Consider the following 19,029-nt stretch of genomic DNA (forward strand, 5'->3'; position numbering starts at 1 on the left):
TCAGCGGGGCACGCCGCAAGCCGCCACGGCGGTCCGAGGCACCAGCGAGCCGGTCGCTCCCGGCGGCGCGCTCGGGCTCACCTGACCGACCGGCTTCACCGACCGACCGGCCCCAGCGAACAGGTTGGCCCCACCGGAGCGGTCGGCCTCACACCCCCACCGGAGCAGTCGGCTTCACACGCCCCACCTGACCGGCCGGCTACACCCGACCGCCCGGTCTCACCGGACCGCTCGGCCCCGACGGACCGATCGGCCTCCCGCAACCCACCGGCCTCACTGTGACCGTGAGTTCTGCAGGCGCTTGAGTGTCTCCGTGGCGCTGGTCTTGAGCATCGTCGCCACTTCGGTGGCTGTGGGCTGATTGCTGGTGCTGCCGCTGCTGCTCGATGTGTAGCTCGACCAGGTCGACTGGTAGGTCAGCCAGCCGTCGCGGACGCCGAGGATCACATACGAGCTGTTGCTCGTGCTGGCGTCGTCCTGGCGGGTCACCAGATAGGCCTCGTCGCCGAGGCCCGGCACGGTCTCGACGCGGTAGGCGACAGAGGTGTCCTGCTTCTCGTACGAGCGGTAGGTGTCCGCGAACTCGGGCGTCGGGTCGGTCTTCCGGTGCAGCGTGGCGGTGCTGTAGAGCCAGGTCGAGGAGTAGCCGGAGCTGCTCGTGCCGTCCTGATCGAACGAGACGTTGCACGTCATCGTGTCCAGGGAGGCGAGCTGGGCGCCGCTGTGCTGCGGGTTGGCGTCCTTCGAGGTGGTTCCGGTGTTCGCCTTGGTCCTGAAGTGGGCGTTCTCGAAGGGGGTCAACGAGGTGTCCGCGCACAGATCGCCGGTGTAGGCGTAGCCCGCGAGGTCGGGGCTGGGTTCCGAGGAAAAGCCTCCGGTGGCGAACAGCACCGAGCCCCAGATCGCGGACGCGGCGACCACTCCGCCGAGGGCCCAGAGCCAGCCGGACACGCCGCGGCCCGCGCCACCACCGGGTGCTGTGACGGGGGCTCCGGCGGGTGGCCCCGGGGGAGGGGCGGGTACGCCGGGTGCCGGATAGCCGTATCCGCCGGCCTGCCCCTGCGGAATGCTCTGTTGTGCGTAGGGATTCTGCTGTGGCGGCACCGGATTCTGGGGTGCGGGCACCTGGCCGTAGGGGTGGGGCTGCGGCTGGGAGTACGGATTGTTTTGGTCCCCCGAATGCGACATGGCGGCAGCGTAGCGGACCGCGCGGAATGCGAACCCGGCTCTGCGGCGATGAATTCCCCGGGAGGCAGGTCGTACGGGCCTCCTGCCTGGTCCCATCCGTCGGCCCGCGCAGCTTCCGCACCAGGGCGGAAGGCTCATGCGGCCTCCGGGTCGAGGCCACCGCCGGTCGGCCGTCGCTCTACCGGACCGGCTAGGAATGCGCCGCCGCAACGGGTCGTCGTCCGCAACTCCACGCGCAATTTCAAACGGAAATCGACAAAGACCCTCGCCGCAATGACCCCTGTTATAGCCCCTGCCCCAAAAGTCCCACGAAAGGTCAACCGTCACCCGCCACCCGCCACGGCAATACAAGGCGACCGGAAATCCCCGGCAGTAATTCACAGCAACAAAACCCCATGGGGAACCCCACAGAGAACGCCATGGAGAACGCCACGGAGAGTCCGGAGAACCCGCACGCAGTCGCCGCGCGGCGAAGCGCCACGGAGAAATCCGCCCCGCCCCCACCCCACGAACAAAAGCCCCGCCTCGCCCCGGGGAAGGGGCGAGGCGGGGCCTCGGATCAAGCTGTTGCGGCCTGGTCGGAGGTGTACGCCGAGTGGCCGGGTGCGCCGCACCCGCGTGGCGAACGCAGGCCGTGTGCGGCGCGGTGGTGCATCGGTCAGGGAGCGGAGAGAGGGGCCGCTGGACCCCTGCCGACAGAGGTGGTGCAGGTGTTGCGGTGGGTGGAGGAGGACCACGCCTGGAGGAGCGATGGCCTTCTCCGGGGGGAAGGTCAGGCCTTGAGGGCCGCGACCTTCTTCGCCAGCGCCGACTTCTTGTTGGCGGCGGCGTTCTTGTGGATGACACCCTTGCTGACGGCCTTGTCGAGCTTCTTGGCAGCCTCGGCCTGGGCGGTGGTGGCCTTCTGCAGGTCACCGGCCTCCACGGCCTCGCGGGTGCGACGGATCGCGGTCTTCAGAGTGGACTTGACAGCCTTGTTGCGCTGACGAGCCTTCTCGTTGGTCTTGATCCGCTTCATCTGGGACTTGATGTTCGCCACGAAAGAGCCTTTTCAGGTTCGTTGGAGTTTCGAGTTGCGCCTCGTACGAGAGAGGGCACGAAGCGCAGTGGACCAGGCTACCAGCAGGGTCTACGCCCGCCCAAACCGGACCGGACGCCCCCGCCCGGCCCTCCTCGCCCACGGTCCGCCCGCCCCCACCACCAGCGCCCCCATCCCAGAGGCACATCCTCAGAGACACCGCGCCCGGATGCGGCAGAGCCCCCGCCCCATAGCCGTCCCCCCGCCCCAGAGGCCCACGGCACCCCCGCCCGCACCCCCGCAAAGCTCCCTGACAAGCCCCCCCGACAAGCTCCCCGACAAGCCCCCGAGAACCCCCCGCTCCCGCCTCGCCCCGCCCAAACCGGACCGGGCCCCTCGCTCATGGGACGATGGGGGTGACGTCACATACCCGAGTCCCGCCTACCCGCGTTCACTGAATGGACCCTGCGTGCCCGCGACCCCTACGAACGTGCCGGAGCCGAGCCGTACCGATCCGGCCCTCCTCCGTAACTTCTGCATCATCGCGCACATCGACCACGGCAAGTCGACGCTCGCCGACCGGATGCTCCAGATCACCGGTGTCGTCGACCAGCGGCAGATGCGCGCGCAGTACCTCGACCGCATGGACATCGAGCGCGAGCGCGGCATCACGATCAAGTCCCAGGCGGTCCGTCTGCCCTGGGCCCCCACCGAGGGTGAAGAGGGAAGTGGCACGACCCACATCCTGAACATGATCGACACCCCGGGCCACGTCGACTTCACCTACGAGGTCTCGCGCTCGCTCGCCGCGTGCGAGGGCTGCATCCTCCTGGTCGACGCCGCTCAGGGCATCGAGGCCCAGACCCTCGCCAACCTGTACCTGGCGATGGAGCACGACCTCACGATCATCCCCGTCCTCAACAAGATCGACCTGCCGGCCGCCCAGCCCGAGAAGTTCGCCGCCGAGCTGGCCAACCTGGTCGGCTGCGAGCCCGAGGACGTGCTGCGGGTCTCCGCCAAGACCGGCGTCGGCGTGGCCGAGCTGCTGGACAAGGTCGTCCGCGAGGTGCCGGCCCCGGTCGGCGTCAAGGACGCCCCCGCCCGCGCGATGATCTTCGACTCGGTCTACGACGCCTACCGCGGCGTCGTGACCTACGTGAAGGTCGTCGACGGCACGCTCGGCAAGCGCGAGCGCATCCGGATGATGTCGACCGGCGCCGCGCACGAGCTGCTGGAGATCGGCACGAACTCCCCGGAGATGAAGGCGGCCGACGGGCTGTCCGTCGGCGAGGTCGGCTACCTGATCACCGGCGTGAAGGACGTCCGGCAGTCCAAGGTGGGTGACACGATCACCCAGCTGAACAAGGGCGCCGAGGAGCCGCTGGGCGGCTACAAGGACCCCAAGCCGATGGTGTTCTCGGGGCTGTACCCCCTGGACGGCTCGGACTACCCCGAGCTGCGCGACGCGCTGGACAAACTGCAGCTCAACGACGCCGCGCTCGTCTACGAGCCGGAGACCTCCGCGGCCCTGGGCTTCGGCTTCCGCGTCGGCTTCCTCGGCCTGCTGCACCTGGAGGTCATCCGCGAGCGCCTGGAGCGCGAGTTCAACCTCGATCTGATCGCCACCGCGCCGAACGTGGTCTACCGCGTCGACATGGAGGACGGGACCGAGCACGAGGTCACCAACCCGAGCGAGTTCCCGACCGGCAAGATCGACAAGGTGCACGAGCCGGTCGTCCGGGCCACGATCCTGGCGCCCAGCGAGTTCATCGGCGCGATCATGGAGCTGTGCCAGAACCGCCGCGGCAACCTCCTCGGCATGGACTACCTCTCCGAGGACCGCGTCGAGATCCGCTACACCCTCCCGCTCGCCGAGGTCGTCTTCGACTTCTTCGACCAGCTCAAGTCCAAGACCCGCGGCTATGCCTCGCTGGACTACGAGCCCACCGGCGAGCAGGTCGCCGACCTGGTGAAGGTCGACATCCTGCTGCACGGCGACAAGGTCGACGCGTTCTCCGCGATCTGCCACAAGGACAAGGCGTACGCGTACGGCGTCCGCCTGGTCGCCAAGCTGCGCGAGCTGATCCCGCGGCAGAGCTTCGAGGTGCCGATCCAGGCCGCCATCGGCAGCCGGGTCATCGCCCGGGAGACGGTCCGCGCCATCCGCAAGGACGTCCTCGCCAAGTGCTACGGCGGTGACATCTCCCGTAAGCGGAAGCTGCTGGAGAAGCAGAAGGAAGGCAAGAAGCGGATGAAGATGGTCGGCAGCGTGGAGGTCCCGCAGGAGGCCTTCATCGCGGTGCTGTCCTCGGACTCCGACGGCGACGCGAAGTCGAAGAAGTAGGAAGACGCGCAAGCGGAAGAACGCGCGAGGCAGGGCGCGGGTCCCCGGAGCGGGGGCCGGCGCCCTGTCGGCTTTCCTCCGGAGCACGGCTGCCGCCCGGTCCGGTCCCCGGTCCCCGGCGGTCCGCCGCGGGCGCTCGCCGCAGCGCCCTATCGGACATTGCGCGTGCTACCTACACCTATCGCACGGGTCACATCCTCAACCAGTAGGTCGTAGCCCCTTACGTGGGGGCGGATCGCGCTCTAGTCTGATCACTGCTCAAAGGTTACTCACGAGTCACCAGCATCGAAGCGGGCCCCGGAGGACGCCGTGACGGACACCCACACGCTGATCGAAAACCGGCCGCCTTCCGTGGCGCACCTGTTCCTGGAGCGGGTCGAGGCCACGCCCGACATCGAGGCCTATCGCTATCCGGTCCCCCCGGCCTCGGGGCAGGGGGCGGACGACTGGAAGGCGATCAGCTGGGCCCAGGCCGCCGAGCGGGTCTACGCCGTGGCCGCCGGCCTCATGGCGCTCGGCATCCTGCCCGAGGAGCGGGTGGCGCTGGCCGCCAACACCCGCGTCGAGTGGATCCTCGCCGACCTCGGCGTGCTCTGCTCGGGCGCGGCCACCACCACGGTCTACCCCAGCACCAACGCCGAGGAGACCGCCTACATCCTGGCCGACTCCGGCAGCCGGGTGCTGATCGCGGAGGACGCCGGACAGCTCGCCAAGGCGCGCGAGCGGCGCGCCGAGCTGCCCGACCTGGCGCATGTCGTCGTCATCGACGAGGCCGGCGCGGAGCCCGCCGAGGGCGACCCGGAGGGCTGGGTGCTCACCCTGGCCGAGCTGGAGAAGCGCGGCACCGCCTATCTCCAGGACCACCCGGACTGCGTCACGGAGCGGGTCGCCGCGCTGCGCGCCGACCAGCTGGCCACGCTGATCTACACCTCCGGGACCACCGGCCGCCCCAAGGGCGTGCAGCTGCCGCACGACTGCTGGGCGTACATGGCACGGGCCATCCCGGCGACGGGCATGGTCACCGAGGAGGACGTGCAGTACCTCTGGCTGCCGCTGGCGCACGTCTTCGGCAAGGTGCTCACCGCGGGCCAGATCGCGGCCGGCCATGTGATCGCGGTCGACGGCCGGGTCGACAAGATCATCGAGAATCTGCCGGTGGTCCGGCCCACCTACATGGCGGCCGTGCCGCGGATCTTCGAGAAGGTCTACAACGGGGTCGCGGCCAAGGCCCGGCAGGGCGGCGGCGCCAAGTACAAGATCTTCCAGTGGGCGGCCGAGGTGGCCCGCGAGTACGCCAAGGTCTCGCAGGACAACTTCCGCCGCACCGGCACCGCCTCGGTGCCGTTCGCGCTCGGCGCCAAGCACCGGATCGCCGACGCCCTCGTCTACGCCAAGCTGCGGGACGCCTTCGGCGGCCGGCTGCGCGCCGCGGTCTCCGGCTCGGCCGCGCTCTCCCCGGAGATCGGCTACTTCTTCTCCGGCGCCGGGATCCACATCCTGGAGGGCTACGGCCTGACGGAGTCCAGCGCCGCCAGCTTCGTCAACCCCGGCGAGGCCTACCGCACCGGAACGGTCGGCAAGCCGCTGCCCGGCACCGAGGTGCGGATCGCCGAGGACGGCGAGATCCTGCTGCGCGGCCCCGGCATCATGCAGGGCTACCACGGCCTGCCGGACAAGACCGCCGAGGTCCTGGAGGCGGACGGCTGGTTCCACACCGGTGACATCGGGGAGCTCTCCCCGGACGGCTATCTGCGGATCACCGACCGCAAGAAGGACCTGATCAAGACCTCGGGCGGCAAGTACATCGCGCCCGCCGAGGTCGAGGGCCAGTTCAAGGCGGTCTGTCCGTTCGTCTCCAACGTGCTGGTGCACGGCGCCAACCGGAACTTCTGCACCGCGCTGATCGCCCTCGACGAGCCGACGATCCTGAGCTGGGCCGCCGAACACGGCCTGGCGGGCAAGCCGTACGCCGAGGTCGTCGCGACCGAGCAGGTCCGCGAGCTGATCGACGGCTATGTCGAGCGGGTCAACGAGGGGCTGCAGCGCTGGCAGCAGATCCGCAAGTTCCGGCTGCTGCCGCGTGACCTGGACATCGAGCACGGCGAGGTGACCCCGAGCCTCAAGGTCAAGCGGCCGGTGGTGGAGCGGACGTTCAAGGACCTGCTCGACGAGATGTACGCGGGCACGCGCGAGGCGTAGTCGCGAGGGCGCGGCGGCAGGGCGTGGGGCGGCGCACTCCCTGCCGCCGCGCGCCCTGTCGTCGCGCCGTGCTGCCGCGCCCGTACGGGTGACGGCGGCCGCCCGGCGGGGGAGTCGCGGCCGCCCCCTGAGGCGGTCCGTACGGCCCCCGGCGGGGCTCGGCGCGCGTCGGCCAACTCCCGCGGTGCGTCAGCCGAATTGACGGCTGTGACCACCCACTTCTGTGACTCAGTGCTTATGGGTGCGCTCGTTCTGTCACTCTGGTCGTCGGCGCATCCGGCGCTGTAGCGGAGCTGCTCGGGAGTTGCTCAATGCGGACGACCACTTCGTCTCCACGGGACGACGACGTCACGGCGATGCGCAGGGCGAGGCCGGCCGGGTCCTGTGGCGGGCCCGCGGCCGCACCTGCCGAGGGGGCCGCGGCCCGTTCCCGCCGGGCCAGCCTGCCCGGTGACCCGCAGGCCGCTGCCGCCGCCCGCCGCTTCGTCCGGGCCGCGTTCGCCGACTGGTCCGGCCAGGAGCTGCCCGGCGCGGACGCCCTGTCGGGCCGGCTCGGGGACGAAGCGGTGCTGCTGGTCAGCGAGTTGGTGACGAACGCGGTGGTGCACGCAGGCACCACCGTCGAGCTGCGCTGCCGGCTGGAGCCGGAGCGCGAGCCGGGCGCGGAGTCCCGCGGCGGCCGGAGCGGCGGGCCCTACCGGAGCCGGAGCGGGGAGCCGTACCCGGCGCCGTACGCGCACGCCCCCGGCGCGGGCCCCGACGGCGCACCCGGCCCGGGCCTCCTCATCGAGGTCTCCGACCACCACCCCGCCCAGCCGGTCCGCGCCCACGACGACGCCGCCGAGGACGGCGGCCACGGCCTCCAGCTGATCAGCGCCGTCGCCGAATCCTGGGGCGTCACCTACCGCCGGGCCATGAAGACCGTCTGGTTCCGGCTGCCCCTGGCCGACCGGGACGGCGCCGGGACCGACCCGGAGCCCGCCTTCGACGGCCGGCTGCTGCAGCGCGGACTGCGCGCCGCCGAACTCCTCGCCCCGGCCCCGCGCCGGTCCGCCCCGCCGGACCACGAGACCGACCGGGCCGGCAACGGCGCCCTCTCCTTCCTCGCCGAGGCATCCGACCTGCTCTCCGGCCAGCTCGACGCCGACCAGGTCGCCGCGCTCGCCGCCCAGCTGATCGTGCCGCGGCTCGCCGAATGGTGCGCGGTGTGGCTCTACGACGGCGACAGCGGCGCGCCCGGCCGGGGCATCGCGCCGGACGGCGAGGAACAGCGGCTCGCCCGGGTCTGGCACACCTCGGAGAACCGGATCGACGCGCTGCGCACGGCGCTGGAGAAGCAGCCGCCGGACCTGCCCGACGGCGGCCCGCCCAGCGGCGCCCCCGGCGCGGTCCCCTGGCCCTGGCCCTACGAACCGGGCGGGTACGGGCCGGGCGGCGCCGCCCTCGCCTGCCCCCTGGTCGCCGGCGGCCGCCGTCTCGGCACCCTGCTGCTCGGCCGGGGCGGGCTGGTGCGCTTCCCCGACGAGGTGGTCGGGCTGATCGAGGACCTGGGCCGCCGGGTCGCCCGCGCCGTCGCCACCGCCCGCGCCTACAGCCGCCAGGAGCGCATCAGCCAGGTCCTGCAGCGCAGGCTGCTGCCGCGGGGACGGGCGCAGGTGCCCGGCGTCGAGTCGGCGGTGGTCTACGAGCCGCGCGAGGGCGCCTGGGCGGGCGGCGACTTCTGGGACCTGTTCGACGCCGGGGACGGCCGCTGGTGCTTCGCCCTCGGCGACGTCTGCGGCAGCGGGCCCGAGGCGGCCGCGGTGACCGGGCTGGCGCGCCCGGTGCTGCGGCTGCTGGCCCGGGACGGCTTCGGGGTGGCCGCTGTGCTCGACCGGCTCAACAAGACCATGGCGCGGGAGGCCGCGGACTCGGTCGCGGCGGTCGCGGCGGCGGTGGCGGCGGCCGGCGCGGGGGCGGAGGCGCCGGTCGAGATCCGCGAGGAGGGCGAACAGGCCCGCTTCCTGTCCCTGCTCTACGGCGAGATCGTCCCGTACCCCGGCGGCGCCGGCGGCGCCCGCTGCACCCTCGCCAGCGCCGGCCACCCGCTGCCGCTGGTCCTGGGCACGGACGGCACGGTCCGGATTGTCGCGGCACCGCAGATGCTGCTGGGGGTGGTGGAGGACGCGGCGTATGTCAGCGAATCGTTCGACCTCCGCCCCGGGGAAACGCTTCTGTGCGTCACCGACGGGGTGACCGAGCGGCGCTCGGGACGGCGGCTCTTCGACGACGAGGACGGCCTGGCCACCACCCTCGCCGGGGGCGCCGGCCTGAGCGCCACCGACCTCGCCGACCACATCCGCAACACCGTCCACGCCTTCGGCCCGGTCCCGCCCGACGACGACCTGGCCCTGCTGGTCCTCCAGGCGGCCGGGCCGGGGGTGCCGTAGTCCCGGGGTGCCGCAGGCCCGGGGTGCCGCAGGCCCGGGGTGCCGCAGGGCACACCGCGCCCGGACCGGCACCGCCCCGCCATGACGGACAATGGTTCCCATGCCTTCCGCACTGCCCGATGGTGAGCCGATGCCCGAGGACGGGGCGCTGCCCGGTCACACCCCGGCGGCCGCCGCCGGCCGGCCCCTCGGCTTCTACCTGCACGTGCCGTACTGCGCGACCCGCTGCGGCTACTGCGACTTCAACACCTACACCGCGAGCGAGCTGCGCGGCTCCGGCGGCGCCCTGGCCTCCCGCGACACCTACGCCGACACCGTCGTGGACGAGATCCGGCTGGCCCGCAAGGTGCTCGGCGACGACCCGCGCCCCGTCGAGACGGTCTTCGTCGGCGGCGGCACCCCGACCCTGCTGCCCGCCGCGGACCTCGGCCGGATGCTGGCCGCGATCCGCGAGGAGTTCGGCCTCGCACCGGGGGCGGAGATCACCACCGAGGCCAACCCGGAGTCCGTCGACCCCCGCTACCTCGACGAGCTGCTCGCGGGCGGCTTCAACCGGGTCTCCTTCGGCATGCAGAGCGCCCGGCAGCACGTCCTGAAGATCCTCGACCGCACGCACACCCCCGGCCGCCCCGAGGCCTGCGTCGCCGAGGCCCGCGCGGCCGGCTTCGCGCACGTCAACCTCGACCTGATCTACGGCACCCCCGGCGAGACCGACGACGACTGGCGCGCCTCCCTGGACGCCGCGATCGGGGCCGGCCCCGACCACGTCTCCGCCTACGCCCTGATCGTCGAGGAGGGCACCCAGCTGGCCCGCCGGATCCGCCGCGGCGAGGTCCCGATGACCGACGACGACGTGCACGCCGACCGTTACCTCATCGCCGACGAACGCCTCGCCGCGGCCGGTTTCCGCTGGTACGAGGTCTCGAACTGGGCCACCACCGACGCCGCCCGCTGCCGCCACAACGAGCTGTACTGGACCGGCGCCGACTGGTGGGGCGCGGGCCCCGGCGCCCACAGCCACGTCGGCGGCGTCCGCTGGTGGAACGTCAAACACCCCGGCGCCTACGCCCAGGCCCTCACCGAGGGCCGCTCCCCGGGCGCCGGCCGCGAACTCCTCTCGGACGAGGACCGCCGCGTCGAACGCATCCTCCTCGAACTCCGCCTCGCGGACGGCTGCCCCCTGGACATCCTCGCCCCGGCGGGCGCCCGGGCGGCCTCCCGCGCACTGGCCGACGGCCTGCTGGAGCCCGGCCCGTACGAGGCGGGGCGGGCCGTCCTGACCCTCCGCGGACGGTTGCTGGCGGACGCGGTGGTGCGGGATCTGGTGGACTGATCACTCGGTCGGGGGATCTCACCCGGAGACCCGGCCCACCCGGCCACGCCGTCCCTAGGCTGCAGGCAATACCCCGGCAGGCAAGGGCAGTTGGGCGGTTGGTCACGGTGCACGATCAGCACATCGAGGAGTACTTCGCGGCGTTCGAGCCGCCGGAGGGGCTGCGGGCGGAGCTCCTGCGCCGGGAGATTCTGCTGACCGGCGGGACGGATATCGTCCACAACAGGATCGTCAGCGACGTGGTGGGCCAGATTCCGCACGACCGCTGGCACAGGTTCGCGACGCTGCACGTCTCGTTCCCGGGGGACGTCAGCAAGCCGCAGCCCGATCTCGTGGTGATGGAGCGCGAACGGCCCGACGGCTGCGGATGGCTCGTCCCCGCTTCGGACGTGACCCTGTTGCTCGAGGTGGTGTCCCTGCGCAGCGCCGACCGCGACTACGGCCTGAAGCGCTCCGTCTACGCCGCAGGGGCCGTCCCCGCGTACCTGATCATCGACCCGTACGACGCCCGCTGTGTCCTGCTGACGGAGCCGTGCGGCGCGGGAGAGGACGCCGACTACGAGGTTCGGCGCACCGTCCCGTTCGGTGTTTCTCTCCGCGTCGACGCCCTCGGCATCACGCTGGACACCTCCCGGTTCGGCACCCTTCCCGCCGTCACCCGCCACCGCCGGCCGTGACGAAGTCGATCAGCTCCTCCACCCGCCCCAGCAGCGCCGGCTCCAGGTCCTTGTAGGAGCGCACGCAGGACAGGATGCGCTGCCAGGCGGCGCCGGTGTTCTCCGGCCAGCCCAGTGCCCGGCACACGCCCGTCTTCCAGTCCTGGCCGTGCGGGACGGACGGCCAGGCCGCGATGCCGACCGAGGACGGCTTCACGGCCTCCCAGATGTCGATGTAGGGGTGGCCCACCACCAGGGCGTGGTCCCCGGTCACCCCGGCCGCGATGCGCGACTCCTTCGAACCGGGCACGAGGTGGTCGACGAGGACGCCGAGGCGGGCGTCCGGGCCGGGGGCGAAGCCGCGGACGATCGCCGGCAGGTCGTCGATGCCCTCCAGGTACTCCACGACGACGCCCTCGATGCGCAGGTCGTCGCCCCACACCCGCTCCACCAGCTCGGCGTCGTGCCGGCCCTCCACATAGATGCGCCCGGCGCGGGCGACCCGCGCGCGGGCGCCGGGCACGGCGAGCGAGCCGGAGGCCGTACGGGCCGGGCCGCCCGGCGCCGGGCGGCCCTGGGGGCGTACGAGGGTGACGGCCTTGCCCTCCAGGAGGAAACCGCGCGGGGTCATCGGGAAGACCCGGTGCTTGCCGAAGCGGTCCTCCAGGGTGACCGTCGGGCCCTCGGCCGTCTTCTCGCAGCGGATCACGGCGCCGCAGAAGCCCGTGGTGACCTCCTCGACGACCAGATCCGGGTCGGCCGGCACCTCGGGGGCGGGGCGCTGCTTCTTCCAGGGCGGGGTCAGGTCGGGGCTGTAGCGCTTGCTCTGCATGGGCCTGCTTCTGTTTCGGGGAGAGGGGGCGCGGAGTGAGGGACGGGCGGCCGGGGCGGCGTCAGGACGGCGCGACGCCGAAGCGGGCCGCGAGGGCGTCGCGTTGGGTACGGACGAAGGCGGCGTCCACCACGGCACCGTGCCCGGGAACGTACCGCGCGTCCTCGCCGCCTAGGGCCAGCAGCCGGTCCAGCGCGCCGGGCCACCGCTGGGGCAGCGCGTCGGGGCCCGCCTGGGGCTCGCCGGACTCCTCGACCAGGTCGCCGCAGAAGACGATCTCCGGCTCGCCGTGCCGGCCCGGCACCAGGACGGCCAGGTCGTGGGCGGTGTGCCCGGGGCCGACGTTGGCGAGCAGCACCTGCCGGTCGCCGAGTTCGACGGTCAGCTGGCCGTGCACCTGGTGGTGCGGGGCGACGAGCAGGTCGGCGGCCTCCGCGGCGGCGGCGGGCGCGACCCCCTGCCGCACCGCGTCGTGGCGCAGCTCGTCCTTGCCGCGGCGCAGCAGCTCGCCGAGGCCGGCCGCGCCGAACACCTCGACGCCCGCGAAGGCCGCCGTGCCCAGGACATGATCGAAATGCGGGTGGGTGAGCGCGACATGCGTCACTTCCCGGCCCAGCACACCGCGGATCGTCCGGCGCAGGTCCGCGCCGTCGCGCAGGGTCGCGCCGGTGTCGACGATCATGACTCCGGTACTGCCGGCGATCACCCCGATCGTCTCGTCCCAGCCCGGCATCCGGCGCCTGGCGACACCGTCACCGAGTCGTTCCCAACCCGCCTCTTCCCAAGCACTGTGCATACCGAGACGCTAGCGCCATCGCGATAGCGTTGCCCGACAGATCGGCCGAACACGGTCATCGGGCGGGTGCTCCGTGCGGCGGCCCTTGCCGCGCCCGTGCTACCCGGCCGTACACTGGCTCAAGGTCTGGCACTCGGCCCGGGTGAGTGCCAGGGGAGACGAGACGGCGGACGGCCGGACTGGAGGTGCGCGGGATGCTCAGTGAACGCAGGCTGGAGGTGCTGCGTGCCATCGTCCAGGACTATGTCGGGACGGAGGAGCCGGTCGGCTCCAAGGCGCTCACCGAACGCCATCGGCTCGGGGTCTCCCCGGCCACCATCCGCAACGACATGGCGGCCCTGGAGGACGAGGGGTTCATCGCCCAGCCGCACACCAGCGCCGGGCGGATCCCGACCGACAAGGGCTACCGCCTCTTCGTCGACAAGCTGGCCGGCGTCAAGCCGCTGTCCAGCCCGGAGCGGCGGGCGATCCAGAACTTCCTGGACGGCGCCGTCGACCTCGACGACGTGGTCGGCCGCACCGTCCGGCTGCTGGCGCAGCTGACCCGGCAGGTCGCCGTCGTCCAGTACCCGTCCCTGACCCGGTCCACGGTCCGGCACGTCGAGCTGCTGGCCCTGGCCCCGGCCCGGCTGATGCTCGTCCTGATCACGGACACCGGGCGGGTCGAACAGCGGCTCATCGACTGCCAGGCGCCGTTCGGCGAGACGTCCCTGGCGGATCTGCGGGCGCGGCTCAACAGCAGGGTCGTCGGCCGCCGGTTCGCGGATGTGCCGCAGTTGGTGCAGGATCTCCCGGAGTCCTTCGAGCAGGACGACCGCGGCACGGTCTCGACAGTGCTGTCGGTGTTGCTGGAAACTCTGGTGGAAGAGACCGAGGAACGGCTGATGATCGGCGGCACCGCCAATCTCACCCGCTTCGGTCACGACTTCCCGCTGACGATCCGGCCGGTGCTGGAGGCCCTCGAGGAGCATGTGGTGATGCTCAAGCTGCTCGGGGAGGCCAAGGACTCGGGCATGACCGTACGCATCGGGCATGAGAATGCCCACGAAGGCCTGGCGTCCACATCGGTCGTCACGGTCGGCTACGGTTCGGGCGACGAGGCAGTCGCCAAACTCGGCGTGGTCGGACCGACCCGCATGGACTACCCCGGAACGATGGGAGCGGTACGCGCAGTGGCACGTTACGTCGGACAAATCCTCGCGGAGTCGTAAGTGGCCACGGATTACTACTCGGTCCTCGGTGTCGGCCGCGACGCCTCGCAGGACCAGATCAAGAAGGCCTTCCGCCGGCTGGCGCGCGAGCTGCACCCGGACGTCAATCCGGACCCCAAGACCCAGGAGCGGTTCAAGGAGATCAACGCCGCTTACGAGGTGCTGTCGGACCCGCAGAAGAAGCAGGTCTACGACCTCGGCGGGGACCCCCTCTCGCAGGCCAACGGCGGCCAGGGCGCGGGCGGCTTCGGCGCGGGCTTCGGCAACTTCTCCGACATCATGGACGCCTTCTTCGGCACCGCGTCGCAGCGCGGTCCGCGCTCGCGCACCCGCCGCGGGCAGGACGCCATGATCCGGCTCGACATCGAGCTGAACGAAGCGGCCTTCGGCACGACCAAGGACATCCAGGTCGACACCGCCGTCGTCTGCACCACCTGCACCGGTGAGGGCGCGGCGCCCGGCACCTCGGCGCAGACCTGCGACATGTGCCGCGGCCGCGGTGAGGTCTCGCAGGTCACCCGGTCCTTCCTCGGCCAGGTCATGACGTCGCGGCCCTGCCCGCAGTGCCAGGGCTTCGGCACGGTCGTGCCGACCCCGTGCCCCGAGTGCGCCGGCGACGGCCGGATCCGCTCCCGCCGCACGCTGACCGTCAAGATCCCGGCCGGTGTCGACAACGGCACCCGCATCCAGCTCGCGGGGGAGGGCGAGGTCGGCCCCGGCGGCGGACCCGCCGGCGACCTCTACGTGGAGATCCACGAGGTGGCGCACCCGGTCTTCCAGCGGCGTGGCGACGACCTGCACTGTACGGTCACCATCCCGATGACGGCGGCGGCGCTGGGCACGAAGTGCCCGCTGGAGACGCTGGACGGGGTGGAGGAGATCGACGTCCGGCCCGGTACCCAGTCCGGCCAGTCGATCCCGCTGCACCAGCGCGGCGTGACCCACCTGCGCGGCGGCGGCCGGGGCGACCTCATCGTGCACGTCGAGGTGATGACGCCGTCCAAGCTCGACGCCGACCAGGAGGAGCTGCTGCGGCGGCTGGCCAAGCTGCGCGGCGAGGAGCGGCCCACGGGGCAGTTCCAGCCGGGACAGCAGGGTCTCTTCTCGCGGCTGAAGGACGCCTTCAACGGGCGATAGCCCCAGGTGGGCCCGGGGACGCAGCGGTCGCCCGGGCCCGGCGCGGCGGCCTCGGCCCCGGTTCGGAGCGGGCCGGTGGGCGTGACACGATGTGCTCATGCCCACCGCACCGACCGATCTCTGCCGCTACCCGATCGTGCAGGCCCCGATGGCGGGAGGCGGCTCGGGTCCCGAGCTGGCCGCCGCCGTCTGCGGCGCCGGCGGTCTGGGCTTCCTCGCCGCCGGCTACAAGACCGCCGACGGCATGTACCAGGAGATCAAACAGCTGCGGTCGCTGACCGACCGGCCCTTCGGCGTCAACCTGTTCATGCCGCAGCCGTCGCTCGCCGACAGCTCCGTCGTCGAGGTCTACCGCGAGCAACTCGCGGGCGAGGCGGCCTGGTACGAGACCGAACTCGGTGACACCGACGGGCCCATCGACGACGGCTACGAGGCCAAGCTCGCGATCCTGCGGGACGACCCGGTGCCGGTGGTCTCCTTCACCTTCGGCTGCCCCTCGCGCACCGTCCTCGATGCCTTCGCCAAGGTCGGCACATACACCGTCGTCACGGTCACCACCGCCGCCGAGGCACAGGCCGCGCAGTGGTCGGGCGCCGACGCGGTGTGCGTGCAGGGCGTGGAGGCCGGCGGCCACCAGGGCACCCACCGGGACGATCCGCACGCGGACGGCACCGGCTCGGGGCTGGGCCTGCTGGCGCTGCTCGGCCAGGTGCGCGAGGCCGTGCAGATCCCGGTGATCGCCGCGGGCGGGCTGATGCGCGGGGCGCAGATCGCGTCGGTGCTGGCCGCCGGGGCGAGCATGGCGCAGCTGGGCACGGCCTTCCTGGCCACCCCCGAATCGGGCGCCAACCCGCTGCACAAGCAGGCGTTGACCAACCCCCTGTTCACGCATACCGAGTTGACCCGGGCGTTCTCCGGGCGGCCGGCCCGCGGGCTGGTCAACCGCTTCCTGCGCGAGCACGGCCCGTACGCCCCGGCCGCCTACCCCGCCGTCCACTACCTCACCTCGACCGTGCGCAAGGCCGCGGCCAAGGCGGGCGACGCGCAGGGCATGAACCTGTGGGCGGGGCAGGGGCACCGGCTGGCGCGGGAGCTGCCCGCCGGGCGGCTCGTGGAGGTACTGGCGGTCGAACTCGACGCGGCGCGTGCCGCGTTGGGCCGCCGGGGCGGTGCCGCATGACCGCCCCGGTCTTCCTCGTCGACTCGCTCGCGGACGTACGGGCCGGCGCCACCGTGACCCTGGACGGCCCCGAGGGCCGGCACGCGGTGTCGGTGCGCCGGCTGCGGGCCGGCGAGGAGGTCGTCCTGACGGACGGTCGTGGCACCGGCGCGCTCGGCACGGTCGCCGCAGCCGAGGGCAAGGACCGGCTCACCGTCGCCGTCGCGGAGCTGCGCACCGAGGCGCCGCCGCGGCCCACGATCACCGTCGTCCAGGCGCTGCCCAAGGGCGACCGCGGCGAGCTGGCCGTGGAGACGATGACCGAGACCGGCGTGGATGCCATCGTGCCCTGGGCGGCGGCGCGTTGTGTGACGCAGTGGAAGGGCGAGCGGGCGGCCAAGTCGCTGGGCAAATGGCGGGCCACGGCCCGTGAGGCGGGCAAGCAGTCGCGCCGGCTGACCTTCCCCGAGGTCGCCGATCCGCTGACCACCAAGCAGGTGGCCGCGCTGCTCGCCGACGCCGACTTCGCCGCCGTCCTCCATGAGGAGGGCAGCACCCCCCTCGCCACCGCCGCACTCCCCGCCGAGGGCCGGATCGTGCTGGTCGTCGGGCCGGAGGGCGGGGTCTCCCCGGAGGAGCTCGCCCTCTTCGCCGAGGCGGGCGCCGGACCCTACCGCCTGGGGCCGAGCGTGCTGCGCACCTCCACGGCGGGCACGGCGGCCACGGCGCTGCTGCTGGGGCGCACGGGGCGCTGGAGCTAGCGGGGCTCGCCGGACTCCCGCCGCCCGCCACAGGGCGGACGGCGGGAGGCCGGTCCCGGTGCTCCGGTCAGACCAGCTCGGCCGCCAGCGTGATGTTCTTGACGCCCGCGAGCGCCTGGCTCACCGGGCAGTTGGCCTTGGCGTCCTGGGCCGCCGCCTGGAAGTCCTCCTCGGACAGGCCCGGGACGCGGGCCTTGACGGTCAGCACGATGCCGGTGATGCCCTCACCGGGCTGGAAGGTGACATCGGCGCGGGTGTCCAGGGTCTCGACGGTGTACCCCTTGCCCGCCAGGCCGTGCGAGAAGGCCATCGAGTAGCAGGACGAGTGGGCCGCCGCGATGAGCTCCTCGGGGCTGGTGGTGCCGTTCGGCTGCTCCGCGCGGGCGGGCCAGTTCACGTCGTAGGTACCGACCTTGGAGGACTCCAGGGCGACGGTGCCCTTGCCCTCCATGAGGTTGCCTTCCCAGTGGGTCTTGGCGGTGCGCGTGGTGGCCATGGTGCACGACTCCCGGTGGTGGGCGTAAGCGATCACCGGCCAGCTTAGAGGGCCGGGGTGCCGATGCGCGGCCGGCGGGCCGTGGCGGCCGCGCGGCGTGGGGTGGGGTGGGCCCCGGGGTACGGGCCGCCCGGTAGCATCCGAGGCCGTGCGCACCGTGCGCGCGGCAAACGACCCGGGAGGTGCCACCGGTGGCGGGAGAACCGCAGGCCGACTGCCTGTTCTGCAAGATCGTGGCGGGGGAGGTGCCGGCGACCATCGTCCGGGAGACCGACACCACGGTCGCGTTCCGCGACATCAACCCCCAGGCGCCCACGCACGTCCTGGTGATCCCCAAGGTGCACTACCCGGACGCGGCGAGCCTGGCCGCCGCCGAACCGCAGGTCATCGCCGACATACTGCGCGAGTCGCGCGAGGTCGCCGCCGAGGACAAGGTCGAGGACCGGGGCTACCGGGTCGTCTTCAACACCGGCGCCGGCGCGGGCCAGACCGTCTTCCACGCCCATCTGCACGTACTCGGCGGCCGCGGCCTCCAGTGGCCCCCCGGCTGACCGCGCGTGTCCGTACGTGAACTGGTGGTCCTGGGCACCGCGAGCCAGGTCCCCACGCGGCACCGCAACCACAACGGCTATGTGCTGCTCTGGGACGGCCAGGGGCTGCTCTTCGACCCCGGCGAGGGGACCCAGCGTCAGATGCTGCGGGCCGGCGTCGCCGCGCACGACCTCCACCGGATCTGCGTCACGCACTTCCACGGCGACCACTCGCTGGGCCTGGCCGGGGTGATCCAGCGGATCAACCTCGACCGGGTGCCGCACCCGGTCACGGCCCACTACCCGGCCAGTGGCCAGCACTTCTTCGACCGGCTGCGGTACGCCACCGCATACCGGGAGACGGTCCGGCTGGTCGAGCGGCCGGTGGCGGTCGACGGCGAGCTGGAGCGCTCGGCGTCGTACGTTCTGGAGACGCACCGGCTCTCCCACCCCGTCGAGTCGTACGGCTACCGCCTCGTCGAGCCGGACGGGCGCCGGATGCTGCCGGAGCGGCTGGCGGCGCACGGCATCGCCGGACCGGACGTGGGGCGCCTGCGGCAGCTCGGCGAGCTGAACGGCGTCACCCTCGACGAGGTCAGCGAGGTGCGCCCCGGCCAGCGGTTCGCGTTCGTCATGGACACCCGGCTGTGCGAGGGCGTCCACGCGCTGGCGCAGGACGCGGACATGCTCGTGATCGAGTCGACGTTCCTGGACGAGGACGTCCGACTGGCCACCGACCACGGGCACTTGACCGCCGGGCAGGCGGCGCGGGTGGCGGCGTCGGCTGGGGTGCGGCACCTCGTGCTGACGCACTTCTCGCAGCGCTACGACGACCCCGCGCAGTTCGAGCGGCAGGCCCGCGCGGCGGGCTTCACGGGCGAGCTGACCATCGCCAGGGACCTGATGCGGGTGCCGGTGCCCAAGCGGCGCTGACCGCCCG

General features: G+C 72.6%; 16 protein-coding genes. 11 read left to right on the plus strand and 5 right to left on the minus strand.

From position 1 onward, the window contains the following. Positions 1 to 273: 273 nt before the first annotated feature. On the minus strand, positions 274 to 1,188 hold the full coding sequence (locus K7396_RS24410; RefSeq protein WP_223660187.1) for a hypothetical protein: 915 nt from the start codon (positions 1,186 to 1,188) through the stop codon (positions 274 to 276). A gap of 772 nt (positions 1,189 to 1,960) precedes the next feature. After that, complete coding sequence (gene rpsT, locus K7396_RS24415) at positions 1,961 to 2,227, minus strand: 30S ribosomal protein S20 (protein ID WP_152104422.1); 267 nt, start codon at positions 2,225 to 2,227, stop codon at positions 1,961 to 1,963. 448 nt (positions 2,228 to 2,675) lie between these two features. On the opposite strand from rpsT, the gene lepA reads away from it, so the two are divergent. The 5 genes from lepA (at position 2,676) to K7396_RS24440 (ending at position 11,188) form a co-directional block, all read left to right on the plus strand. Beyond that, entirely contained in the window at positions 2,676 to 4,550 is a 1,875-nt protein-coding gene (lepA, locus tag K7396_RS24420) for a translation elongation factor 4 (protein WP_152104421.1), read from the plus strand. 309 nt (positions 4,551 to 4,859) lie between these two features. Continuing rightward, positions 4,860 to 6,749, plus strand: a complete 1,890-nt coding sequence (locus K7396_RS24425; protein ID WP_086717330.1) for an AMP-dependent synthetase/ligase — start codon at positions 4,860 to 4,862, stop codon at positions 6,747 to 6,749. Between the two features lie 311 nt (positions 6,750 to 7,060). Next, positions 7,061 to 9,178: an ATP-binding SpoIIE family protein phosphatase gene (locus tag K7396_RS24430; RefSeq protein WP_086717331.1), complete on the plus strand. Its 2,118-nt coding sequence runs from the start codon at positions 7,061 to 7,063 to the stop codon at positions 9,176 to 9,178. A 100-nt stretch (positions 9,179 to 9,278) separates the two neighbouring features. Further along, positions 9,279 to 10,511, plus strand: a complete 1,233-nt coding sequence (hemW, locus tag K7396_RS24435) for a radical SAM family heme chaperone HemW (protein ID WP_086717332.1) — start codon at positions 9,279 to 9,281, stop codon at positions 10,509 to 10,511. 107 nt (positions 10,512 to 10,618) lie between these two features. Next, positions 10,619 to 11,188, plus strand: coding sequence for a Uma2 family endonuclease (locus K7396_RS24440; RefSeq protein ID WP_223660188.1), 570 nt, complete (start codon positions 10,619 to 10,621; stop codon positions 11,186 to 11,188). On the opposite strand, the gene K7396_RS24445 is transcribed toward K7396_RS24440, so the two are convergent. Further along, positions 11,166 to 11,999, minus strand: coding sequence for a DUF3097 domain-containing protein (locus tag K7396_RS24445; protein ID WP_152104420.1), 834 nt, complete (start codon positions 11,997 to 11,999; stop codon positions 11,166 to 11,168). The genes K7396_RS24440 and K7396_RS24445 overlap by 23 nt on opposite strands. Before the next feature lie 61 nt (positions 12,000 to 12,060). Continuing rightward, positions 12,061 to 12,795: an MBL fold metallo-hydrolase gene (locus K7396_RS24450; protein WP_086720413.1), complete on the minus strand. Its 735-nt coding sequence runs from the start codon at positions 12,793 to 12,795 to the stop codon at positions 12,061 to 12,063. A gap of 194 nt (positions 12,796 to 12,989) precedes the next feature. Here K7396_RS24450 and hrcA point away from each other — a divergent pair, with 194 nt between their 5' ends. From hrcA to K7396_RS24470, 4 genes are all read left to right on the plus strand, one after another. Continuing rightward, positions 12,990 to 14,006, plus strand: coding sequence for a heat-inducible transcriptional repressor HrcA (gene hrcA, locus K7396_RS24455; RefSeq protein ID WP_086720412.1), 1,017 nt, complete (start codon positions 12,990 to 12,992; stop codon positions 14,004 to 14,006). Beyond that, positions 14,007 to 15,143, plus strand: coding sequence for a molecular chaperone DnaJ (gene dnaJ, locus K7396_RS24460; RefSeq protein WP_086720411.1), 1,137 nt, complete (start codon positions 14,007 to 14,009; stop codon positions 15,141 to 15,143). Between the two features lie 97 nt (positions 15,144 to 15,240). After that, complete coding sequence (locus K7396_RS24465; protein WP_086720410.1) at positions 15,241 to 16,323, plus strand: nitronate monooxygenase; 1,083 nt, start codon at positions 15,241 to 15,243, stop codon at positions 16,321 to 16,323. Beyond that, a complete protein-coding gene (locus K7396_RS24470; protein WP_086720409.1) occupies positions 16,320 to 17,063 on the plus strand; it encodes a 16S rRNA (uracil(1498)-N(3))-methyltransferase in 744 nt (247 codons plus the stop codon). The genes K7396_RS24465 and K7396_RS24470 overlap by 4 nt, the downstream gene beginning before the upstream one ends. 67 nt (positions 17,064 to 17,130) lie before the next feature. Here K7396_RS24470 and K7396_RS24475 read toward each other — a convergent pair whose 3' ends face one another. Further along, positions 17,131 to 17,559 (minus strand): OsmC family protein, encoded by a 429-nt coding sequence (locus K7396_RS24475; protein WP_086720408.1) that lies wholly within the window; start codon positions 17,557 to 17,559, stop codon positions 17,131 to 17,133. 191 nt (positions 17,560 to 17,750) lie between these two features. On the opposite strand from K7396_RS24475, the gene K7396_RS24480 reads away from it, so the two are divergent. Together K7396_RS24480 and K7396_RS24485 are read left to right on the plus strand one after the other, a co-directional pair. Next, entirely contained in the window at positions 17,751 to 18,110 is a 360-nt protein-coding gene (locus tag K7396_RS24480; RefSeq protein WP_086720407.1) for a histidine triad nucleotide-binding protein, read from the plus strand. Between the two features lie 6 nt (positions 18,111 to 18,116). After that, positions 18,117 to 19,022, plus strand: a complete 906-nt coding sequence (locus tag K7396_RS24485) for a ribonuclease Z (protein WP_086720406.1) — start codon at positions 18,117 to 18,119, stop codon at positions 19,020 to 19,022. Positions 19,023 to 19,029 lie beyond the last annotated feature (7 nt).

This window comes from Streptomyces angustmyceticus, assembly GCF_019933235.1.
Classification (GTDB): Bacteria; Actinomycetota; Actinomycetes; order Streptomycetales; family Streptomycetaceae; genus Streptomyces; species Streptomyces angustmyceticus.

Excerpts from the sequence above, each read along its gene's own strand:
- K7396_RS24410 (WP_223660187.1), bottom strand. The coding sequence starts at position 1,188 with ATGTCGCATTCGGGGGACCAAAACAATCCGTACTCCCAGCCGCAGCCC.
- hemW (WP_086717332.1), top strand. The coding sequence starts at position 9,279 with ATGCCTTCCGCACTGCCCGATGGTGAGCCGATGCCCGAGGACGGGGCG.
- K7396_RS24445 (WP_152104420.1), bottom strand. The coding sequence starts at position 11,999 with ATGCAGAGCAAGCGCTACAGCCCCGACCTGACCCCGCCCTGGAAGAAG.
- K7396_RS24430 (WP_086717331.1), top strand. The coding sequence starts at position 7,061 with ATGCGGACGACCACTTCGTCTCCACGGGACGACGACGTCACGGCGATG.
- K7396_RS24450 (WP_086720413.1), bottom strand. The coding sequence starts at position 12,795 with ATGCACAGTGCTTGGGAAGAGGCGGGTTGGGAACGACTCGGTGACGGT.
- K7396_RS24475 (WP_086720408.1), bottom strand. The coding sequence starts at position 17,559 with ATGGCCACCACGCGCACCGCCAAGACCCACTGGGAAGGCAACCTCATG.
- K7396_RS24465 (WP_086720410.1), top strand. The coding sequence starts at position 15,241 with ATGCCCACCGCACCGACCGATCTCTGCCGCTACCCGATCGTGCAGGCC.
- K7396_RS24470 (WP_086720409.1), top strand. The coding sequence starts at position 16,320 with ATGACCGCCCCGGTCTTCCTCGTCGACTCGCTCGCGGACGTACGGGCC.
- hrcA (WP_086720412.1), top strand. The coding sequence starts at position 12,990 with ATGCTCAGTGAACGCAGGCTGGAGGTGCTGCGTGCCATCGTCCAGGAC.